The following is a 16181-nucleotide window of genomic DNA, read 5'->3' as shown; positions in this document are numbered from 1 at the left end:
GCCCTCGCACCGTGGCCCGTTTTCCCCGGGGCGGAGCGGGCAGCCGAGGAGACGGGACGCTCGGAGACCCCCCCACCACCACCAGCGGAGTGACCAGCGGAGTGAAAGGAGTGGACCCGACCATGCCGGATCGTGCCCTCACGCGCGTCTGGGCCTGGCAGACCGACGCGCCGTCCCTGGACCGCGGCCTCGCCGAGCTGGCCGAACAGGCCGCCTCCTGCACTCCGGACAGCTGCGGGGCCACCGCCACCGCCCTCCTCGACCCGGACCCCGGCGGGAGCGCCCTGGAGGAACAGCAGACCGCCGCCACCCACCCCGACCTGTCCCCGCTGGTCTCGGTGCAGCTCGCCTCGGGCGAGGGCCCGATCCCGGCCGCCCGGGCCACCGGCCGTCCGGCGGGCGCGGACGACCTGCTGCACGACCGCAGGTGGCCGGGGTACCGGGCCAGGGCCCTGGAGGCGGGGGTGCGCTCCAGCGCCACCCTGCCGTTCGTGAGCGAGGGCCTGACCGTGACCATCTCCGTCTACGGACTGCGGCCCGGCCCCCTGGAGGAGGCCGCCCAGGGAGCCACCCGGCTGCTCGGCGACCTCGCCACCGAGAGCCTGGCGCGCGACCGGCGCTACCGCGCCGCCCTCACCGAGATCGACCAGCTGGACACCGCGCTGCGCTCGCGCCCGGTGGTCGACCAGGCGTGCGGGATCGTGATGTACGTGCTGGGCTGCGACGCGGACGCCGCCTTCGACCTGCTGCGGCGCACCTCCCAGCGGACCAACCGCAAGCTGGCCGAACTCGCCGAGACCGTGGTGCGCACCCGGGGCCGCGGCATCGAGCCGGAGCTGATCAGGATGGGCCGGCAAGCCAGTCCCGCACCTGCTCGGCCAGCGGACGACCCGTGCTGACCCCCTCGCCGGACGCGGCCTCGCCCGACGGGGCGCCGGTCTCGCCGCCCCGCTCCTCGCCGCCCGCCCCGGTGCCGCTCTGCCCGCCGCCGCCCTGCCCGCGGCCGGGATACGGGCGGGTCGGCGTGGCGGTCTTGGCCTCGCCGACCCGCAGCCCGAGCGCCAGCCGCTCCTCCGCGGTGAGCCGCTCGCGCAGCTCCGGAAAGATCACGTCCTCCTCCCCCCGGATGTGCATGGACACCACGTCGAACAGATCGCGCACCAGCGAGTCGAACCGCCGGTCCGCCGGGTCCAGGCGGTCCAGATCGCCCAGGATCCGCTCGGCCTCCAGAAGCTCCTCGATCTCCCGCTCGGCGACCTCGTCGCCATTGGGCAGGGCCTTGCGGACCGTCGGGTACAGATACTGCTCCTCGGCGACCGAGTGTCGCACCAGCTCCACCGTGATCCGGTCCACCAGCAGCCGCCGCTGCCCGGGGTCGGCGCTCGCCCGGTACCCCTCGAACAGGTCCTGCACCTCGCGGTGGTCCGCGGTGAGCAGGTCCACGACGTCGTGTTGCTGAGGCATCGCTGTCATGCGCGCCGGGTGCCCGTCGCCGCCCAGGGCAAACGGCCGTCGCCGCCCCGGGCGAACGGCACCGGCCCACGTGTCGGCTCCGCCGCCGCATCCGCCGATCTGCGAAGGTGGACAGGGCGGGGAGACAGTCAGTCTGTCGATCCGGAGGTGTGTTTCGAATGCAGCGGGAGCTGACCGCCCCGGCTCCGGCGGCCCCGGACGACGGCGGCCTGCCGGTCCTCCCCGAGCTGGCCGCCCGCTTCGCCGAAGCGGCCGGCCGCACCGCGCCCGAGCCGGTCGGCGGCGCCCCGGCGCTGCGCGCCGCCGCCCGCGGCTACTGGGAGCGGCGCGGCCTGTGGACCGACCCGGAGCACGTCGTGGCCGCCCCCGGCGGGCAGCCGCTGCTGCTCGCCCTGCTCGCCGCGGTCGGGGGCGACGTCCTGCTGACCCGGCCCAGCGCCGCCTGGTACGCGCCGCTGGCCCGGCTCGTCGGCCGCCCCGCCTACCATGTGCCGGTGCCCGCCGAGTGCGGCGGCGTCCCCGACCCGTTCGCGCTGCTGGAGACCGTCCGCCGGGTCCGCGCCGAGGACGGCGAGCCGCGGGCCCTGCTGCTGTCCGTCGCCGACGATCCCACCGGCACCACCGCCCCGCCCGAGCTGCTGCACGAGGTGTGCGAGGCCGCCGTGGCCGAGGGGCTGCTGATCCTCAGCGACGAGACCTGGCGGGACACCGTGCACCACCCCCACGGCACCGTGCTGCTCAGCCCCGCCGAGATGTGCCCCGAGGACGTGGTGGTGCTCACCGACCTGGCGGGCGCCTTCACCCCGCCCGGCTGGCCCGCCGCGGTGGCCCGGTTCCCCGCCACCGAGCGCGGCGTCGAGCTGCGCGAGCGGGTGCTGTCCACCCTCAACGCGGCGCGGGCCGTGCCGCTGCCGCCGGTCGCCGCGGCCGCCGCCCACGCCCTCGACGAGCCCGAGCCGGTCCGCGAGCGGACCGCGGCCGCGGCCCGCGCCCACGGGGCGGTGGCCGCCGCGGCCTACCGCGCGCTCACCGCGGTCGGCGCGCTCTGCCGCCCCCCGCAGGCCGGCCGCCAGCTGTACGCCGACCTCGACGAGCTGCGCGGCGGCCTCGCCGCCCGCGGCATCACCGACTCGGTGGAGCTGGAGCGCGAACTGACCCGGCGGCTCGGCCGGCCCGTACCGGGCGGCCACCGCTTCGGCGACGCCCCGCACACCCTGCGGGTGCGGCTGTCCACCCTGCCGCTGCTCGGCACCGGGGACCAGGAGCGACTGGCCGCCCTGGCCGCCGCGGACCCGCTGCGCCTGCCGCACGTGGCCGAGACGCTCACCGCCTTCGAGACCGCCTTCCGCGAGCTGACCCGGACCGGACCGAGGCCGACCGGCACCGAAGGGAGCCCACTTCCATGACCGACCAGGCCGACCAGGCCCAACCGACCGAGCGACGCTCCGCCGGGGCGCGCACCCGCCCGGGCCAGGCGGCGCCCCCCTCGCTCGCCGCCCCGCGCCCCCGCGGCGAGCTCCGCACCTGGCCGCGGTCGTTCGCCCACCGCCTCACCTCCCCGCTGCCCGGCGTCCGGGCGCTCGCCAGACTCGCCCGGGAGGGCCGGCTGCGCCCGCCCGTGGACGCGCTGCGGCAGATCCCCGAGCTGCCCTTCGAACCGGGCCCGCCGCCGGTCGTCGGGCCCGGCGAGGCGGCGGTCACCTGGGCGGGGCACGCCAGTTGCGTGCTGCGGGTCGGCGGGCTGACCGTGCTGACCGACCCCGTCTGGTCCCGCCGGATCCTCGGCACCCCGGCCCGGGTCACCCCCGTCGGGGTGCGCTGGGAGGACCTGCCGCCCATCGACGCGGTGGTCATCAGCCACAACCACTACGACCACCTCGACGCCCCCACGCTCAAGCGGCTCCCGCGCCACACCCCCCTGTTCGTACCGGCCGGGCTCGCCGCCTGGTGCCGCGCGCGCCGCTTCACCGACGTCACCGAGCTCGACTGGTGGGAGGCTGCCGAAGTGCCGGGCCCGGACGGCCCGGTGCGCTTCGACTTCGTGCCCGCCCACCACTGGAGCAAGCGCACCCTGACCGACACCTGCCGCTCCCTGTGGGGCGGCTGGGTCATCACCGCCCCGGCCGGCCGGCGGATCTACTTCGCGGGTGACACCGGCTACGGCCACTGGTTCCGCGAGATCGGCCACCGCTACCCGGGCATCGACCTGGCGCTGCTGCCCATCGGCGCGTACGACCCGCGCTGGATGCTCCGGCCGGTGCACACCGATCCGGAGGAGGCGGTCCGGGCGTTCGGGGATCTCGGGGCGCGCGCCATGATGCCCATGCACTGGTCCACCTTCCTGCTCTCCGCCGAGCCCCCGCTGGAGCCGCTGCAGCGGGTCCGCGCCGCGTGGGAGGCGGCGCGGCTGCCGCGCGAGGCGCTGTGGGACCTGCCGGTCGGGGCCTCGCGCGTCCTCATTAGGCCTGACGAGTAGCGGTAGTTAGTGCATCAGTGGACATAAGTGGCAGGTGGTGCGTACCCCACCTAGCTTCCTTTTCATGCGCACTCGACAGCTTCGCTACCTGGCGGCCTTCTCGGTCGCCCTCGTCATCGAACTCGGTCCGCTGCCCGCCGCCCACGCCAAGACCCAGCACGTCGTCCACCCGGGCGAGTCGATCCAGGCCGCCGTGGAGGCCGCCAAGCCCGGCGACACCATCGTGATCCAGCCCGGCACCTACCGGGAGAACGTGCTGATCACCACCTCTCGACTGACCCTGCGCGGGTCGGGCGACAAGACCGTCGTCAAGCCACCCGCGAAGGCCGCCAAGAACCCCGCCAAGGACACGTCCAGGAAAACACCCAACACGACACCCAGGAAAACACCCAACACGACAGACAAGAAGACGGCCCGGAAGACACCCGGGAAGACGGCCAAGAAGGCGGCCGGGAACTCCTGCGCCACCGCCGAGAGCGGCATCTGCGTCACCGGCACGGCCCAGCGGCCGGTCAGCGGTGTCCGGATCCGCTCGCTGAAGGTCACCGGCTTCGCCAAGAACGGCATCTGGGGGAAGTACACCGACCGGATGGACGTACGCGGCGTGACCTCCGTGAAGAACGGTCAGCAGGGCATCGGCCAGGAGAAGTCCACCCGCGGCACCTTCCGCGCCAACACCGCGAAGGACAACGGCCAGGGGGGCGTCTTCCTCGCCAACACCGTCGACGAGGAGGGCGCGGCCCTCGACACCAAGGGCACCGTCGTCCGCGACAACCACCTGACCGGCAACCGGGTCGGGGTCGGCATCCGGCGCCTGAGGGTGCTCACCGTTCAGGGCAACACCCTCACCGGCAACTGCGGTGGGGTGTTCGTCGTGGGCGACGAGGGGACGCCCCGCGCCGGCGACCTGTCCGTCCTCAACAACAAGGTCTACGAGAACAACAAGTACTGCCCGCCCAACCCCCGCCTGGACTTCATCCAGGGCACCGGCATCCTCCTCACCGGTGTGGAGGACGCGCGGGTGACGGGCAACACGGTCCGGGACAACGTGGGCGCGTCGCCGATGTCCGGCGGGATCGTGCTCTTCCCCAGCGTGGTGGGCACCAAGAACGCCCGTAACACCATCAAGGACAACGTGCTGACCCACAACAAGCCCGCCGACCTCGCCGACCGGGACGCCGGGCCCGGCAACACCTTCGAGGGCAACACCTGCACCGTCTCCGAGCCCGTCGGCCGGTGCGCCAAGGAGACGTCATGACCTCGATAAGGACCGCCCCACCCACCATGGCGGACGGCCCCGCGCCCGCCGACGGCACCCCGCCGAAGGCCGCGCCGCAGCTGCGGGAGCTGGTCTTCGGCGCCGCCCGCGCGGCGGCGGTCCGCGCGGCGGCCGCCCTGGGCGTCGCCGACGCCCTGGGCGAACGGCCCGCCACCGTCGCGGAGCTGGCCACCGCGGTGGGCGCCGACCCCGACCGGCTGGGCCGGCTGCTGCGCGCCCTGTCCTCCTGCGGGGTCTTCGCCGAGACCGAGGACGGCCGCATCGCGCACACCGAGATGTCCCGGCTGCTGCGCGAGGACGCCCCCGGCAGCCTGAAGTACATCTGCCTGTGGTGCACCGAGCCGTGGACCTGGGAGACCTGGCCGCGCCTGGACCAGGCCGTGCGCTCGGACACCTGTGCCTTCAACGACATCCACGGCAAGGACTTCTTCACCTATCTGCACGAGGACGCGCCGGACTCGGCCCGCGTGTTCGACAAGGCGATGACCACCTCCAGCCGGCAGTCCGCCGTGGAGCTCGCCGCCTTCCTCGATCTCGGTGGGGCGGCGGACGTGGCGGACATCGGTGGCGGGCAGGGACACGTCCTGGCGTCGCTGCTGGAGAAGCACCCGACGCTGCGCGGCACGCTGCTCGACCTCCCCCAGGTGGTGGCGAACGCGGACCCGCGGCTGCGCGACGGCGGGCCGCTGGCCGCGCGCGCCCGGCTGGTGCCCGGCGACTGCCGGCGCGAGATCCCGGTCCAGGCCGACCTCTACATCATCAAGAACATCCTCGAGTGGGACGACGAGTCCACCCGCCGGACCCTGGCCAACGTGGTGGCCGCGGCCCGGCCGGGGGCCCGGGTCCTGGTGATCGAGAACCTGCTCGACAACAGCCCCTCCATGCGGTTCACCACCGCCATGGACCTGTTCCTGCTCCTCAACGTGGGGGGCCGGAAACATTCCTCCGAGGGCCTGGTGGCGCGCATGACGGAGGCCGGGCTCACCGTCACCGGCATCAGCCCCGTCAACCCCTATCTGCACGCGTTCGACAGCCGCGTCCCGGCGTGAGCGGCACTCCGGCCGGGTGGCCGCGTGACAGTGGTCACGCGGCCACCCGGCCGGCATCTCGTGTGGTCTCTCGTCGGTGGTCTCTCGTCCGGGCTACGCCCACCGGAAGGAGTCGAGGTGGGCGAAGACGACGACATTGGCGGTGTAGTCGCGGACGGTGCGGTCGTACGAACCACCGCAGGTGATCAGGCGGAGCTGCGCGTCGGGAGTCGGCCCGTACACCCGGTCGTCGGGGAAGTCGGCCTTGCTGAAGGTCTCCACCGAGTCCACCACGAACGTCGCGACGATCCCGTCGGCGCGGGTGATGGTGACCCGGCCGCCCTTCTTCAGCGTGCTCAGCAGATAGAACACCGCGGGGCCCGTCTTGGTGTCCACGTGCCCGGCCACGATCGCGTTGCCCCGCTCACCGGGTGACGGCCCGCCGTTGAACCAGCCGACCAGGTTGTTGTTGTCGGAGGGGGGCGGGATCAGCACCCCCGACCGGTCCAGCGTCAGCTCGGTGAACGGCGCGCTCACCCCGATGGCGGGGATGTCCAGGTGCCGGGCGGGCGAGCGCGGCAGCGCCGGCCCGAGCCGGACCTCCTGGGGCGCGGTCGGCTCCGGGCGGGGGGTGAGCGTCGGCCCGGTGACCGCGGACTTCTTCGGCGGCGTCTGGGTGGAGGCCGCGTCGACCGAGTTGTAGATCAGGAAGACGCCGATGAGGGCCGACGCGGCGGCCCAGCGGAGAACGCGGGTGTTGCTGTCGGCACCGCCCTGCTTGCCCATGGGGAAACTGCCTTTCTCGCCGGCGGAGAGCGTGGCGCTGCCGTGGCCAACCGCCACAAGCGGGGTTGGCCACGGCAGCGGGGCTACGAAAAGCGGTCAGCCTCAGATCGCGTTGCCGACGGGCTTGCGGCGGCGCAGGGCGTAGGCGCCGGCGCCGAGGCCACCGAGGAGCAGGACCGAGCCGGCGGCCATGCCGCTACCGGTGGTGGCCATGCCACCGCCACCGGTGTGGACACCACCGTGCGGCTTGCCGTGCTCGCGCTCCTTCCACGAGCTGCCGCTGCCCCAGCTGCCGTACCCCTCCTTGCCCTTGCCGAAGTCTTCCTTGCCCTCTTCCTTGCCCTTGCCGAAGTCTTCCTTGCCGAAGCCCGACTCTTCCTTGCCCTTGCCGAAGTCTTCCTTGCCGAAGTCTTCCTTGCCGAAGCCGGACTCTTCCTTGCCCTTACCGAAGTCCCCCTCCTCCTTGCCCTTGCTCTCCTTCTCCTTCCAGGAGCCGCCGGAGCCGTAGTCCTCGGACTCCTGACCGTTGGAGTAGCCCCCGTGGCCGCCCGGGTCGGAGACGTCAGCGGCGAACGCGGCGGCAGGTGCGCCCAGAGTCAGGGAGGCGGCGAGCGCCGCCCCGGCGATGAGTGCGCGAGTAGATCGCATGAGTCATTCCTTCCGGCACCTGCACGATTACTGACATTTGCCAGATAAAGGGATCGTGTAGGTGTCTCATCAACCGTCAGCGACACGGGGCCCAGCTGCCACTTGACGCGGCCAGCCTTCCGGCCGGTTGTAAGCCCTCCGGGTGGAGATATCGGCGGTCTTCACTCGTTCGCCGCGCGAATGGGCTGACGTCGGATCATCTTTTCGGCCCATCGTTCCGGTCGGTCCCGTGGTGTGCGTCGCCGACCGGAACTCCGGGCGCGCCGGCACCCGCCGCGGGGAAGTCACGGCGCGTCTCTCCCGGTGTGTGGCCGCGCGTCGGCGTACCCGTCGTGGGTCCCCGTATCGAGCCCCGTATCGAGCCCCGTATCGAGCCCGAAGCGGCGGAACCGCTCCGCCCGCGCCCGCAGCAACCGGTCCGGGTCCCACGGCACCAGCTCGCTCAGGGCCTCGGCGAGCGCGTCGCCGACCAGGGCGGCGGCCTCGGCGGGGTCCCGGTGGGCGCCGCCCGGCGGCTCCGGCACCACCCCGTCGACCACCCCGAGCCGCAGCAGGTCCCGCGGAGTCGGCCGCAGCGCCGCCGCGGCCGCCTGGGCCCAGTCCGGATGGCGCGCCCCCCGCACCGCATCCCACGCGTCCCGCTCCGCCACGTCCTCCACCCGCCGCACCACCGCCCCCCGCGCGCCCCCGGCCCCCTGCGCGCCTCCGGTCCCCTCCGCGCCCCGCCCTCGCGGCGGGCTCGCGTCCGGGTGGCCGTCGGGGGAGGGGCGCGGCTCGGCGTACGGCGTGTCGGGGGCCCGCGGGGTGTCGGTGGCGTGCGGCCGTACGGGCGGGGCGCCGAGGGCCGGTGTGCCCTCCTGCATCCGGGCCCCGCCGGAGGCGGTGACCAGCAGCAGCGGGAGGCGCCGCGCGAGGCCGGCGCGTGCCGCCTCGCAGACCAGCGCGCCCACCCCGCAGCCCAGGCTGCCGCCGAGAAACCGGAAGTCCATCGCCGCCACGACCACCGGCCGGTCCTCGACGCGGCCCTGGACACAGATCACCGCCTCCGTGAGGCCCGTCCTGGCCCGCGCGTCCGCCAGCCGCTCGGGGTAGGGCCGGGTGTCGGTGAACTCCAGCGGATCGTGCAGCGGCCGGACCTCGCCGAGCGGCGCCGCGGAGCCGGCGTCGAGCAGTTGGTCCAGCCGCTGCCGTGCCGTCAAGGGGCTGTGCCAGCCGCAGTCCGGGCATACGCGCAGCGTGCGCGCGAACCTCTTGCCGTAGATCAGGTCGGCGCAGCGCTCGCAGCGCACCCAGTCCGCGACCACGGTCCAGCTCCCTTCCGGCCGTCAGGCGCGGTCGCGCTCCCAGCGGTAGAACTCGTGCGCCATGGCGTCCTTCGGTTCGCGCCAGGTCTCAGGGTCGTACGCCTGGACGTACGGCTGGAGCCGCTCGCTGACGTCCCGGAACTCCGGGTGCCTGACGTACTTGGCGACCTGCTCGGCCGGCGGCCGTTCGGCCTCGATCAGATGCAGATACACGTCGCCGAACTGGAACAGGCTGCGGCCGGTGACGCCGATCAGCTTCGGCAGCTCGCCCCGGTCGGAGTCGGCGAAGACCTTGGCGATGTCGGGCCCCGCGTCCCGGTTCATCTTGGCGACGATCATGGTGCGGTACATCGTCAGGCCTCCACCGTCGCGCGGGCGCGCTGCTCGATCTTGTCCCGGATGAGCTCCATCTGGACCTTGCTGTTGCGGTTGATGAGGTCCGTCATCCCGGCGTCGTCGATCGGCGCGTCGGGTCTCATCTCGAAGTCCTGGGTCCAGCGCATCCGGGTGCCCTGCGGCGTCTCGTCGTACTCCCAGCGGATGTTCATGAAGGCGAATGGGCCGGTCTCGACCCGGCGCGCCCACACGGTGTGCACATCGCGGGCCGTCTCGCGCTCGGACACCCAGCTCCAGACCTTGCCGTTCTCGTCGGGGTGCATGGTCAGCCGGAAGGTGGTGGTGTCGCCCTCCCGCCGCAGCACCTCCACGGAGGCGTACTCGCTGAACAGGTCCGGCCAGCTCTCGATGTCGTTGGTCATGTCCCACACGAGGTCCAGCGGCGCCGCGATCGTGATCTCGTTGTCGGTGTGGCCGGGCATCTCAGGCTCCTGCGGTGATTGAGGCGTTGATGACGTCGATGAAGTCACTGGGGGTCTTGCAGCTCTCGGCGCCCGGCTCGATCGGGGTGCCGTAGTGGTTCTCCAACTCGCCCACGATGGCGAGCAGGCCGAGCGAGTCGAGGCCGAACTCGGTGAAGGTCATGGTGGGGGACCCCTCGAGCTGGGTCGGGTCGACGGTCAGGCCGGCGCACTTCTTCATGAGCGCGGCCAGCTCCTGGTAGGTGAACTGACTGGACATCACATATCTCCTTCCGGGCCGCGGAGCACGAGCGCCGCGTTGTAACCCATGAGCCCGCGGCTGAGCACCAGCGCGCACCGCAGCTCGGCGGGGCGCGGGCTGCGGGTGACAAGGTCGAGCTCATGGCAGACGTCGGTGACATAGGGCGTGGGCGGCACCATGCGGTGCTCCATGGCGAGCACCGCGGCCGCCACGTCCAGCGCGGGAGCCGCGCAGTGGGCCCGGCCGAAGCCGGTCTTCGGCGCGGTCACCGGGACGCGGGTGCCGTGCCGGCCCAGGGCGTCGGCGATCGCCAGCGCCTCGGCCCGGTCCGCCTCCGGCACGCCGAGCGCGTCCGCGAACACCACGTCGATCTCCTCGGGCGCGCACCCCGCGTCGTCCAGCGCCACGCGGATCGCGCGGGCGAGCCCCTCCCGGGACCGCTCCCACCGGGACGCCCCGGTGAAGGTCGCCCCATGGCCGCTGATGAACCCGCGGATCGGCACCCCGCGGCGCCGGGCCGCCCCCTCCTCCTCCACCACGAACATCGCCCCGCCCTCGCCGGGCGCGAAGCCGCACGCGTCGGTGGTGAACGGCAGATAGGCCCGGCCCGCGTCGCGGGCCCGGCTCAGCTCCCGCCACCCCATCTGGCACACCATCGAGTACGGGGCGAGCCCCGCCTCGGTGGCGCCCACGACGATCGCGTCCGCCCCGTGCCGGATCGACCGCCGTGCGTGTGCCAGCGCGTCCAGCCCGCCGGCCTCGTCGTCCGCGACCACCCCGCAGGGGCCCTTGAAGCCGCCGCGGATGGACACCTGGCCGGTGCTGGCCGCGTAGAACCAGGCGATGGACTGGAACGGGCCCACATGGCGCGGGCCCTTTCCGTACAGCTGCTGCAGCTCCCGCTGGCCGAACTCGCCGCCCCCGGAGCCGGCCGCGGTCACCACCCCCACCGCGAACGGCGAGAGGTCGCCGACCGGCAGCCGCGAGTCCTCCAGCGCGAGGTCGGCCGCGGCCAGCGCCACATGGGTGAAGCGGTCGGTCTGGACCAGCAGCCGCTCCTCGATCATGGTGGCCGGGTCGAAGCCGCGGATCTGCCCGGCGATCCGCACCGGGAAGTTCTCGCTGCCCCGGCGGGTGAGCCGGTCCAGGAAGCTGATCCCTTCCCGGGTCGCCTTCCAGAACGCGTCACTCCCCACGCCGTTCGGCGCGATGACCCCGAGCCCGGTCACCACCGCCCCACGAGTGTGCACCGGCGACTTGGCACTCATGTGACACCTCCCGCCCGGCCCAGCACCACCGCGGACTGGAAGCCGCCGAACCCGCTGCCGACCGACAGCACATTGCGCAGCGGCAGGGCGCGCGCGGTGCGCGGGACGTAGTCCAGGTCGCACTCGGGATCCGGGGTCTCGTAGTTCGCGGTCGGCGGGACCACCTGGTGGGCCAGCGCCAGGGCGCAGGCGGCCAGTTCGATCGCCCCGATCGCCCCCAGCGAATGCCCCACCATCGACTTGATCGAGCTCATCGGCGTCTTGTACGCGTGGTCGCCCAGCGAGCGCTTCACGGCGGCCGTCTCGTGCCGGTCGTTCTGCTTGGTGCCGGAGCCGTGGGCGTTGACGTAGTCGACCTCCGTGCTGTCGACGCGGGCGTGACCGAGCGCATGGTTGATCGCCTCGGACATCTCCAGGCCCTCCCGGGTCAGACCGGTCATGTGGTAGGCGTTGCCATAGGTGGCGAACCCCTTGAACTCGCAGTACGCCTTCGCTCCCCGGGCGCGGGCGTGCTCCAGCTCCTCCAGGATCAGGACGGCGGCGCCCTCGCCGAGGACGAAGCCGTCACGATCGGCGTCGAACGGCCGGGACGCGTGCTCCGCGTCGTCGTTGTTCGTCGAGGTCGCCTTGATCGAGTCGAAGCAGGCCACGGTGAGCGGGGTGATCGGGGTGTCCGCCGCCCCGGCCACGCACACGTCGGCCCGGTTCTCCTCGATCGTCTGGAAGGCGTAGCCGATCGCGTCGAGACCGGACGTACACCCCGTCGAGACGGTCTGCACCGGCCCGTGCGCGCCGGCCAGCTCCGCCACGCCGGAGGCCAGCGCGCTCGGCGAGAAGGCGTGGTGCAGATAGGGACCCGCCCGCCGGTGGTCCACGTCCCAGCGCGCACCGGACTCGCTGACCTTGACGTAGTCCTGCTCCAGACGGGTGGAGGCGGCCACCGCGGAACCCATCGAAACGCCTATCCGCCACGGGTCCCCGCCGCCCGGCGCGATTCCCGCGTCCCGCATCGCCTCGGTGGCCGCCACCAGCGCGAACTGCACATAGCGGTCCGAGCGTTCGATCTGCTCGGCGGACAGCCCGCACGCCTCGGCGTCGAAGTCGCACTCGGCGGCGATCCGCGAACGGAACCGCGCGGCGTCGAACAGCGTGATACCGCGGGTCGCCGTGCGGCCCGCGGTGAGCATGTCCCAGAAGGCCGGGACGCCCACGCCCCCGGGGGCGACGACACCGAGCCCGGTGACCACCACCCTTCGGGTCACGACGCCGCCTCGGCGGGCTCGGCGGTCTCGGTGTCCACGTGGCCCAGCTCCGGGCGCGGGGCCAGCGGACCGAGGTGGAAGACCATCCGGGCCTCGGTGTCACCCACGTTGCGGAACCGGTGGCGCATGTGGGTGGGGATCAGAATCGCCTGGTCGGCACGGAGCGGGTGCGCCGTACCGTCCAGGTCCACCTCCAGCTCGCCGCACACCACGTACACGAACTCCTCGGAGTACGGGTGGTAGTGCTCCCCGACACGCTCGCCGGGCTGCACGACGGCCATGCCCATGAAGCCGCTCGTGGCGCCCACCGTGGTGGGGGTGAGCATGGCGCGCACATCGCCGCCGCGGCGACGGTTGGCAGCGACCGCGGACAGGTCGACGATGAGGTGGGACTGCGTGGTCATAATGGCCTCCAGAAGGCGGCGCGGCCGCCGTGCACGACGTAACGGGGGACGGAACGGGCGAGGGTGGGGGGCGCAAGCGGGACGGGGGAGAGGGAGCGTCAGTAGTCCGCCGCGCGGCGGTCGGTGACCGGGTCCATGTCGCAGTCGGCGAGGAAGCGCCGCAGCCCGGCCTCGCCGGACAGGTCGATCTTCCCGCCGCCCGCACCCGGGCCCAGGAGCCGGCCGAGCACCGCGGCCGCGCGCGGCCCGCTGACCCCGGCCGCCACCGCGGGGTCCCGCTCCAGCGGCACACCCATGTCCACCATCCGCACGACGATGTCGTCCCGCTGGAAGACGGTGCTGCTCACGATGGTGTGCTGCCCCCCGCCGGACGCCATCGACGCCTTGGCCTTGCTGACCGCGAGGTCGTCCTGACGGGCCAGCAGGCTGGCCACCGCCGGCCCGCAGCCGGTCTTCACCGGGTACAGCAGCATGTGGCGCCGCAGGTTCGGCGGGCGGCTGGGGTCCGCCGTCAGGTGGTGCACCACGGGCAGCGCCGCCCGCATGAAGAAGTCCCGCGCGGCCTCCGGGTCGTCCAGGTCGCGGTCCTCCTCCAGATGCGGGTTGATGGCCTCCTCCACCGCCCGGACCTCGGGCTGCCGGGCCACATGGCGCAGCGCCGCCACCAGGTCGCCCTTCACCTCCACCGCCCGCACCACCCGGTTGCCGCTCATGAACAGCGATGTGCGGCACAGCCGCGTGTTGTCGTCCACCCGGGCTTCGGGCGCCGCGTAGTCGGACAGGATCTTGGCGACGGTCTGCTCGCTGCCCGGCTTGACGGTGAAGGTCAGGGCGTGCCGCACCAGGCCGTCGCCGACCCGCGGCACCACCCGGCCGGAGGCCGCGGCCCGCCGGGCCGAGCCGCCCTTGGCCGGCTTGGCCGCGGAGGTCTCCCGCAACACGCTGAACCGCAGCGACCGGGTGTCCTCCACACACCCGTGGAGGGGCTTGACCATCTCGCGGTGCGCCGGGCTCTCCACCCAGCTCAGGAACGGCGGGGCGCTCTCCCACTCGCTGGTGATCAGCCACTGCGAGGGGTTCTCGATCGACTGGCACAGCTGGTCACTGATGTGGCCCGGGACCGCGGCCACCTGTCGCGACAACTGGTCGTAGGCATCCAGGAAGCGCTCTTCGGCGCCGGCGTGCACCGACACCAGCAGCACCACGCGGAGCCGGGCGTCGGTGAGCATGGATGGCCGAGGCGGGGGCTCGGCCGTCGTCGTGGACTTCGCGGGCCGCGAAGTCCTGGGCAGGGTGCTCATAGGTTTCCACTCCTCCTCCGGGCACGTCCATCGCCGGACATGACGCCCGTGGATACGATCGTGGAGCGCTCCCACGGATGCCGCGAGATATGTGAGCCATCCGGACGAAGGGCCACTCCGGGCGCCTGACCAGGCCAAAACCCCGGGAATAGCAGCAAGATGAATTCCCATGTCGATGAGCGTGTGCCAGTACTCGTCGTGGGCGGCTCCCTGGTGGGCCTGTCCGCCTCACTCTTCCTGGGCCGGCTGGGCGTCGGACACCTGCTCGTGGAGAAACACGCGAGCACCTCCACGCACCCGCGCGGGCGCGGCAACAACCTCCGCACCATGGAGCTGTTCCGCACCGCGGGGGTGGAGTCCGCGGTCCGCGAAGCCGCGTCCGTCCTGGCCGGCAACCACGGCATCCTGCAGGCCGAATCCCTCACCGGGATGGACCACCACTGGCTCTTCCGGGAGATCGACCCGGGCGGCGCCATGAGCAGGTTCAGCCCCACCGGATGGTGTCTGTGCAGCCAGAACGACCTCGAACCCGTCCTGCTGCGGACCGCGCAGGAGCTGGGCGGCGAGCTGCGCTTCTCCACCGAACTGATCTCCTTCGAGCAGGACGCCGAAGGGGTCACCGCCGTCGTCGAGCACCGCGAGTCCGGCCGCACCAGCGTGGTGCGCGCCGACTACCTCATCGCCGCCGACGGCCCCCGCAGCTCGGTACGCCGGCGCCTGGGCATCGGCCAGACCGGCCGCGGCGAGCTGTTCCACAACGTCAGCATCACCTTCCGCGCCAAGCGCCTCGCCGACGTGGTCGGCGACCGCCGCTTCATCGCCTGCTACCTCACCAACCCGGCCGCCGACGGGGCCCTGCTCCCGGTGGACAACGTCGAACAGTGGGTCTTCCATGCCCCCTGGCACCCCGAGACCGGGGAGACCCTGGAGGACTTCACCGACGAGCGGTGCGCCGAACACATCCGCATGGCCACCGGCGTCCGCGACATGGAGGTCGAGATCACCGGCAAGGCCCCCTGGCACGCGGCCGAACGAGTGGCCGAGCGCTACCGCGACGGCCGGATCTTCCTCGCCGGGGACTCCGCCCACGAGATGTCCCCCACCGGCGCCTTCGGCTCCAACACCGGCATCCAGGACGCGCACAACCTGGTCTGGAAACTCGCCGCCGTCCTCGCCGGCTGGGCCGGCCCCGGCCTGCTGGACACCTACGGCGCCGAACGCCAGCCGGTGGCCGTGGCCACCAGCGCCCGCGCCGCCGCGCGCTCCGCGGAACACAGCCACCCCGGTTACAGCGCGCCACCGACCACCGGCCGGCAGAGCGATGTCCTCGCCGTGGCCATGGGCTACCGCTACGCCTCCGACGCGATCCACGGCGCCGACCCCGCCACCCCCGTCGTCCCCGACCGCTTCACCGCCACCGGCGAACCCGGCAGCCGCGCCCCGCACCTGTGGGTCGACCGGGACGGCACCCGGATGTCCACCCTGGACCTCTACGAGCGCACCTGCGTGCTGCTCACCGGCCCCGAAGGCGCCGCCTGGCACGGCGCCGCCCTGCGCGTCGCCGACCGCCTCGACATCCCCCTCGCCGCCTACCGCCTCGGCCCCGACCCCACCCACGACCTGACCCCCGACCCCGGCACCGACTGGACCGAACTCCACGGCACCACCCCCCAGGGCGCGGTCCTCGTCCGCCCCGACGGCTTCGTCGCCTGGCGCGCCCGGGGGGCCGAACGCGAGCCGGAGCGGGTCCTGACCGACGTCCTCCAATCGGTCCTCTGCCGCTGACCCGGCCCCGTGCGGCGGGCCCGGCCGACCCCGCGTCGGCCGGGCCCGGGCCGCCGCCCGTGTCCCCGTCCCTGCCCGTTGACCTTCGAGTTGGTTGAAGCCCGATGA

The 16181-nt window shown here is 73.3% G+C and carries 17 protein-coding genes; 6 read left to right on the top strand and 11 right to left on the bottom strand.

The genetic code is table 11. The features are described 5' to 3' along the window. The first annotated feature begins 122 nt into the window (after window positions 1-122). Window positions 123-899, top strand: a complete 777-nt coding sequence (locus ABFY07_RS22015) for an ANTAR domain-containing response regulator (RefSeq protein WP_346176149.1) — start codon at window positions 123-125, stop codon at window positions 897-899. Here the strand turns inward: ABFY07_RS22015 and ABFY07_RS22010 are convergent. Further along, on the bottom strand, window positions 841-1473 hold the full coding sequence (locus ABFY07_RS22010) for a hemerythrin domain-containing protein (protein ID WP_346176148.1): 633 nt from the start codon (window positions 1471-1473) through the stop codon (window positions 841-843). The two genes, ABFY07_RS22015 and ABFY07_RS22010, sit on opposite strands and share 59 nt — an antisense overlap. Before the next feature lie 158 nt (window positions 1474-1631). Here ABFY07_RS22010 and ABFY07_RS22005 point away from each other — a divergent pair, with 158 nt between their 5' ends. From ABFY07_RS22005 to ABFY07_RS21990, 4 genes are all read left to right on the top strand, one after another. Then, the gene (locus ABFY07_RS22005; protein ID WP_346176147.1) at window positions 1632-2879 is read left to right on the top strand and encodes an aminotransferase class I/II-fold pyridoxal phosphate-dependent enzyme; all 1248 of its coding nucleotides are present in this window, start codon (window positions 1632-1634) and stop codon (window positions 2877-2879) included. Beyond that, complete coding sequence (locus tag ABFY07_RS22000; protein ID WP_346176146.1) at window positions 2876-3949, top strand: MBL fold metallo-hydrolase; 1074 nt, start codon at window positions 2876-2878, stop codon at window positions 3947-3949. Before ABFY07_RS22005 ends, ABFY07_RS22000 begins: the two co-directional genes overlap by 4 nt. A gap of 64 nt (window positions 3950-4013) precedes the next feature. Next, window positions 4014-5207 carry a right-handed parallel beta-helix repeat-containing protein gene (locus ABFY07_RS21995; protein WP_346176145.1) on the top strand — a complete coding sequence of 398 codons (1194 nt, stop codon included), beginning with the start codon at window positions 4014-4016 and terminating at the stop codon, window positions 5205-5207. Next, window positions 5204-6277 (top strand): methyltransferase, encoded by a 1074-nt coding sequence (locus ABFY07_RS21990; protein WP_428836984.1) that lies wholly within the window; start codon window positions 5204-5206, stop codon window positions 6275-6277. The genes ABFY07_RS21995 and ABFY07_RS21990 overlap by 4 nt, the downstream gene beginning before the upstream one ends. A gap of 93 nt (window positions 6278-6370) precedes the next feature. Here ABFY07_RS21990 and ABFY07_RS21985 read toward each other — a convergent pair whose 3' ends face one another. The 10 genes from ABFY07_RS21985 to ABFY07_RS21940 all read right to left on the bottom strand — a co-directional run bounded on the left by ABFY07_RS21985 (window position 6371) and on the right by ABFY07_RS21940 (window position 14288). After that, window positions 6371-7042: a class F sortase gene (locus tag ABFY07_RS21985; protein WP_346176144.1), complete on the bottom strand. Its 672-nt coding sequence runs from the start codon at window positions 7040-7042 to the stop codon at window positions 6371-6373. A gap of 102 nt (window positions 7043-7144) precedes the next feature. After that, window positions 7145-7690, bottom strand: a complete 546-nt coding sequence (locus tag ABFY07_RS21980) for a hypothetical protein (protein WP_076970643.1) — start codon at window positions 7688-7690, stop codon at window positions 7145-7147. Window positions 7691-7974: 284 nt separating this feature from the next. Beyond that, on the bottom strand, window positions 7975-8994 hold the full coding sequence (locus ABFY07_RS21975) for a carboxyl transferase domain-containing protein (RefSeq protein ID WP_346176143.1): 1020 nt from the start codon (window positions 8992-8994) through the stop codon (window positions 7975-7977). A gap of 21 nt (window positions 8995-9015) precedes the next feature. After that, a complete protein-coding gene (locus ABFY07_RS21970) occupies window positions 9016-9345 on the bottom strand; it encodes a TcmI family type II polyketide cyclase (RefSeq protein WP_065965813.1) in 330 nt (109 codons plus the stop codon). A gap of 2 nt (window positions 9346-9347) precedes the next feature. After that, window positions 9348-9812: an SRPBCC family protein gene (locus tag ABFY07_RS21965; RefSeq protein ID WP_065965814.1), complete on the bottom strand. Its 465-nt coding sequence runs from the start codon at window positions 9810-9812 to the stop codon at window positions 9348-9350. Between the two features lies 1 nt (window position 9813). Beyond that, window positions 9814-10071 carry an acyl carrier protein gene (locus ABFY07_RS21960; RefSeq protein WP_346176142.1) on the bottom strand — a complete coding sequence of 86 codons (258 nt, stop codon included), beginning with the start codon at window positions 10069-10071 and terminating at the stop codon, window positions 9814-9816. Beyond that, complete coding sequence (locus ABFY07_RS21955; protein WP_346176141.1) at window positions 10071-11321, bottom strand: beta-ketoacyl synthase N-terminal-like domain-containing protein; 1251 nt, start codon at window positions 11319-11321, stop codon at window positions 10071-10073. The genes ABFY07_RS21960 and ABFY07_RS21955 overlap by 1 nt, the downstream gene beginning before the upstream one ends. Next, complete coding sequence (locus ABFY07_RS21950; protein ID WP_346176140.1) at window positions 11318-12583, bottom strand: beta-ketoacyl-[acyl-carrier-protein] synthase family protein; 1266 nt, start codon at window positions 12581-12583, stop codon at window positions 11318-11320. The genes ABFY07_RS21955 and ABFY07_RS21950 overlap by 4 nt, the downstream gene beginning before the upstream one ends. Beyond that, window positions 12580-12987, bottom strand: coding sequence for a cupin domain-containing protein (locus ABFY07_RS21945; protein WP_346176139.1), 408 nt, complete (start codon window positions 12985-12987; stop codon window positions 12580-12582). The genes ABFY07_RS21950 and ABFY07_RS21945 overlap by 4 nt, the downstream gene beginning before the upstream one ends. 98 nt (window positions 12988-13085) lie before the next feature. Beyond that, entirely contained in the window at window positions 13086-14288 is a 1203-nt protein-coding gene (locus tag ABFY07_RS21940) for a SchA/CurD-like domain-containing protein (RefSeq protein WP_346176138.1), read from the bottom strand. A gap of 159 nt (window positions 14289-14447) precedes the next feature. Between ABFY07_RS21940 and ABFY07_RS21935 the strand changes: the two genes are divergently transcribed. Further along, window positions 14448-16073 carry an FAD-dependent oxidoreductase gene (locus ABFY07_RS21935; protein WP_346176137.1) on the top strand — a complete coding sequence of 542 codons (1626 nt, stop codon included), beginning with the start codon at window positions 14448-14450 and terminating at the stop codon, window positions 16071-16073. The last annotated feature ends 108 nt before the right edge of the window (window positions 16074-16181 follow it).

The organism is Streptomyces sparsogenes subsp. cuspidosporus (genome assembly GCF_039532705.1).
GTDB lineage: Bacteria > Actinomycetota > Actinomycetes > Streptomycetales > Streptomycetaceae > Streptomyces > Streptomyces sparsogenes.
The sequence above is the reverse complement of the archived record's forward strand: the minus strand, read 5'-3'. Positions and strand labels throughout refer to the sequence as shown.

What these genes read in the sequence shown, in the direction of transcription:
- ABFY07_RS21960 (WP_346176142.1), bottom strand. Translation starts at nt 10,071, where the DNA reads ATGTCCAGTCAGTTCACCTACCAGGAGCTGGCCGCGCTCATGAAGAAG.
- ABFY07_RS22000 (WP_346176146.1), top strand. Translation starts at nt 2,876, where the DNA reads ATGACCGACCAGGCCGACCAGGCCCAACCGACCGAGCGACGCTCCGCC.
- ABFY07_RS21935 (WP_346176137.1), top strand. Translation starts at nt 14,448, where the DNA reads ATGAATTCCCATGTCGATGAGCGTGTGCCAGTACTCGTCGTGGGCGGC.
- ABFY07_RS22010 (WP_346176148.1), bottom strand. Translation starts at nt 1,473, where the DNA reads ATGACAGCGATGCCTCAGCAACACGACGTCGTGGACCTGCTCACCGCG.
- ABFY07_RS21970 (WP_065965813.1), bottom strand. Translation starts at nt 9,345, where the DNA reads ATGTACCGCACCATGATCGTCGCCAAGATGAACCGGGACGCGGGGCCC.
- ABFY07_RS21955 (WP_346176141.1), bottom strand. Translation starts at nt 11,321, where the DNA reads ATGAGTGCCAAGTCGCCGGTGCACACTCGTGGGGCGGTGGTGACCGGG.
- ABFY07_RS21945 (WP_346176139.1), bottom strand. Translation starts at nt 12,987, where the DNA reads ATGACCACGCAGTCCCACCTCATCGTCGACCTGTCCGCGGTCGCTGCC.
- ABFY07_RS21995 (WP_346176145.1), top strand. Translation starts at nt 4,014, where the DNA reads ATGCGCACTCGACAGCTTCGCTACCTGGCGGCCTTCTCGGTCGCCCTC.
- ABFY07_RS22005 (WP_346176147.1), top strand. Translation starts at nt 1,632, where the DNA reads ATGCAGCGGGAGCTGACCGCCCCGGCTCCGGCGGCCCCGGACGACGGC.
- ABFY07_RS21965 (WP_065965814.1), bottom strand. Translation starts at nt 9,812, where the DNA reads ATGCCCGGCCACACCGACAACGAGATCACGATCGCGGCGCCGCTGGAC.
- ABFY07_RS21980 (WP_076970643.1), bottom strand. Translation starts at nt 7,690, where the DNA reads ATGCGATCTACTCGCGCACTCATCGCCGGGGCGGCGCTCGCCGCCTCC.
- ABFY07_RS21940 (WP_346176138.1), bottom strand. Translation starts at nt 14,288, where the DNA reads ATGAGCACCCTGCCCAGGACTTCGCGGCCCGCGAAGTCCACGACGACG.
- ABFY07_RS21985 (WP_346176144.1), bottom strand. Translation starts at nt 7,042, where the DNA reads ATGGGCAAGCAGGGCGGTGCCGACAGCAACACCCGCGTTCTCCGCTGG.
- ABFY07_RS22015 (WP_346176149.1), top strand. Translation starts at nt 123, where the DNA reads ATGCCGGATCGTGCCCTCACGCGCGTCTGGGCCTGGCAGACCGACGCG.
- ABFY07_RS21990 (WP_428836984.1), top strand. Translation starts at nt 5,204, where the DNA reads ATGACCTCGATAAGGACCGCCCCACCCACCATGGCGGACGGCCCCGCG.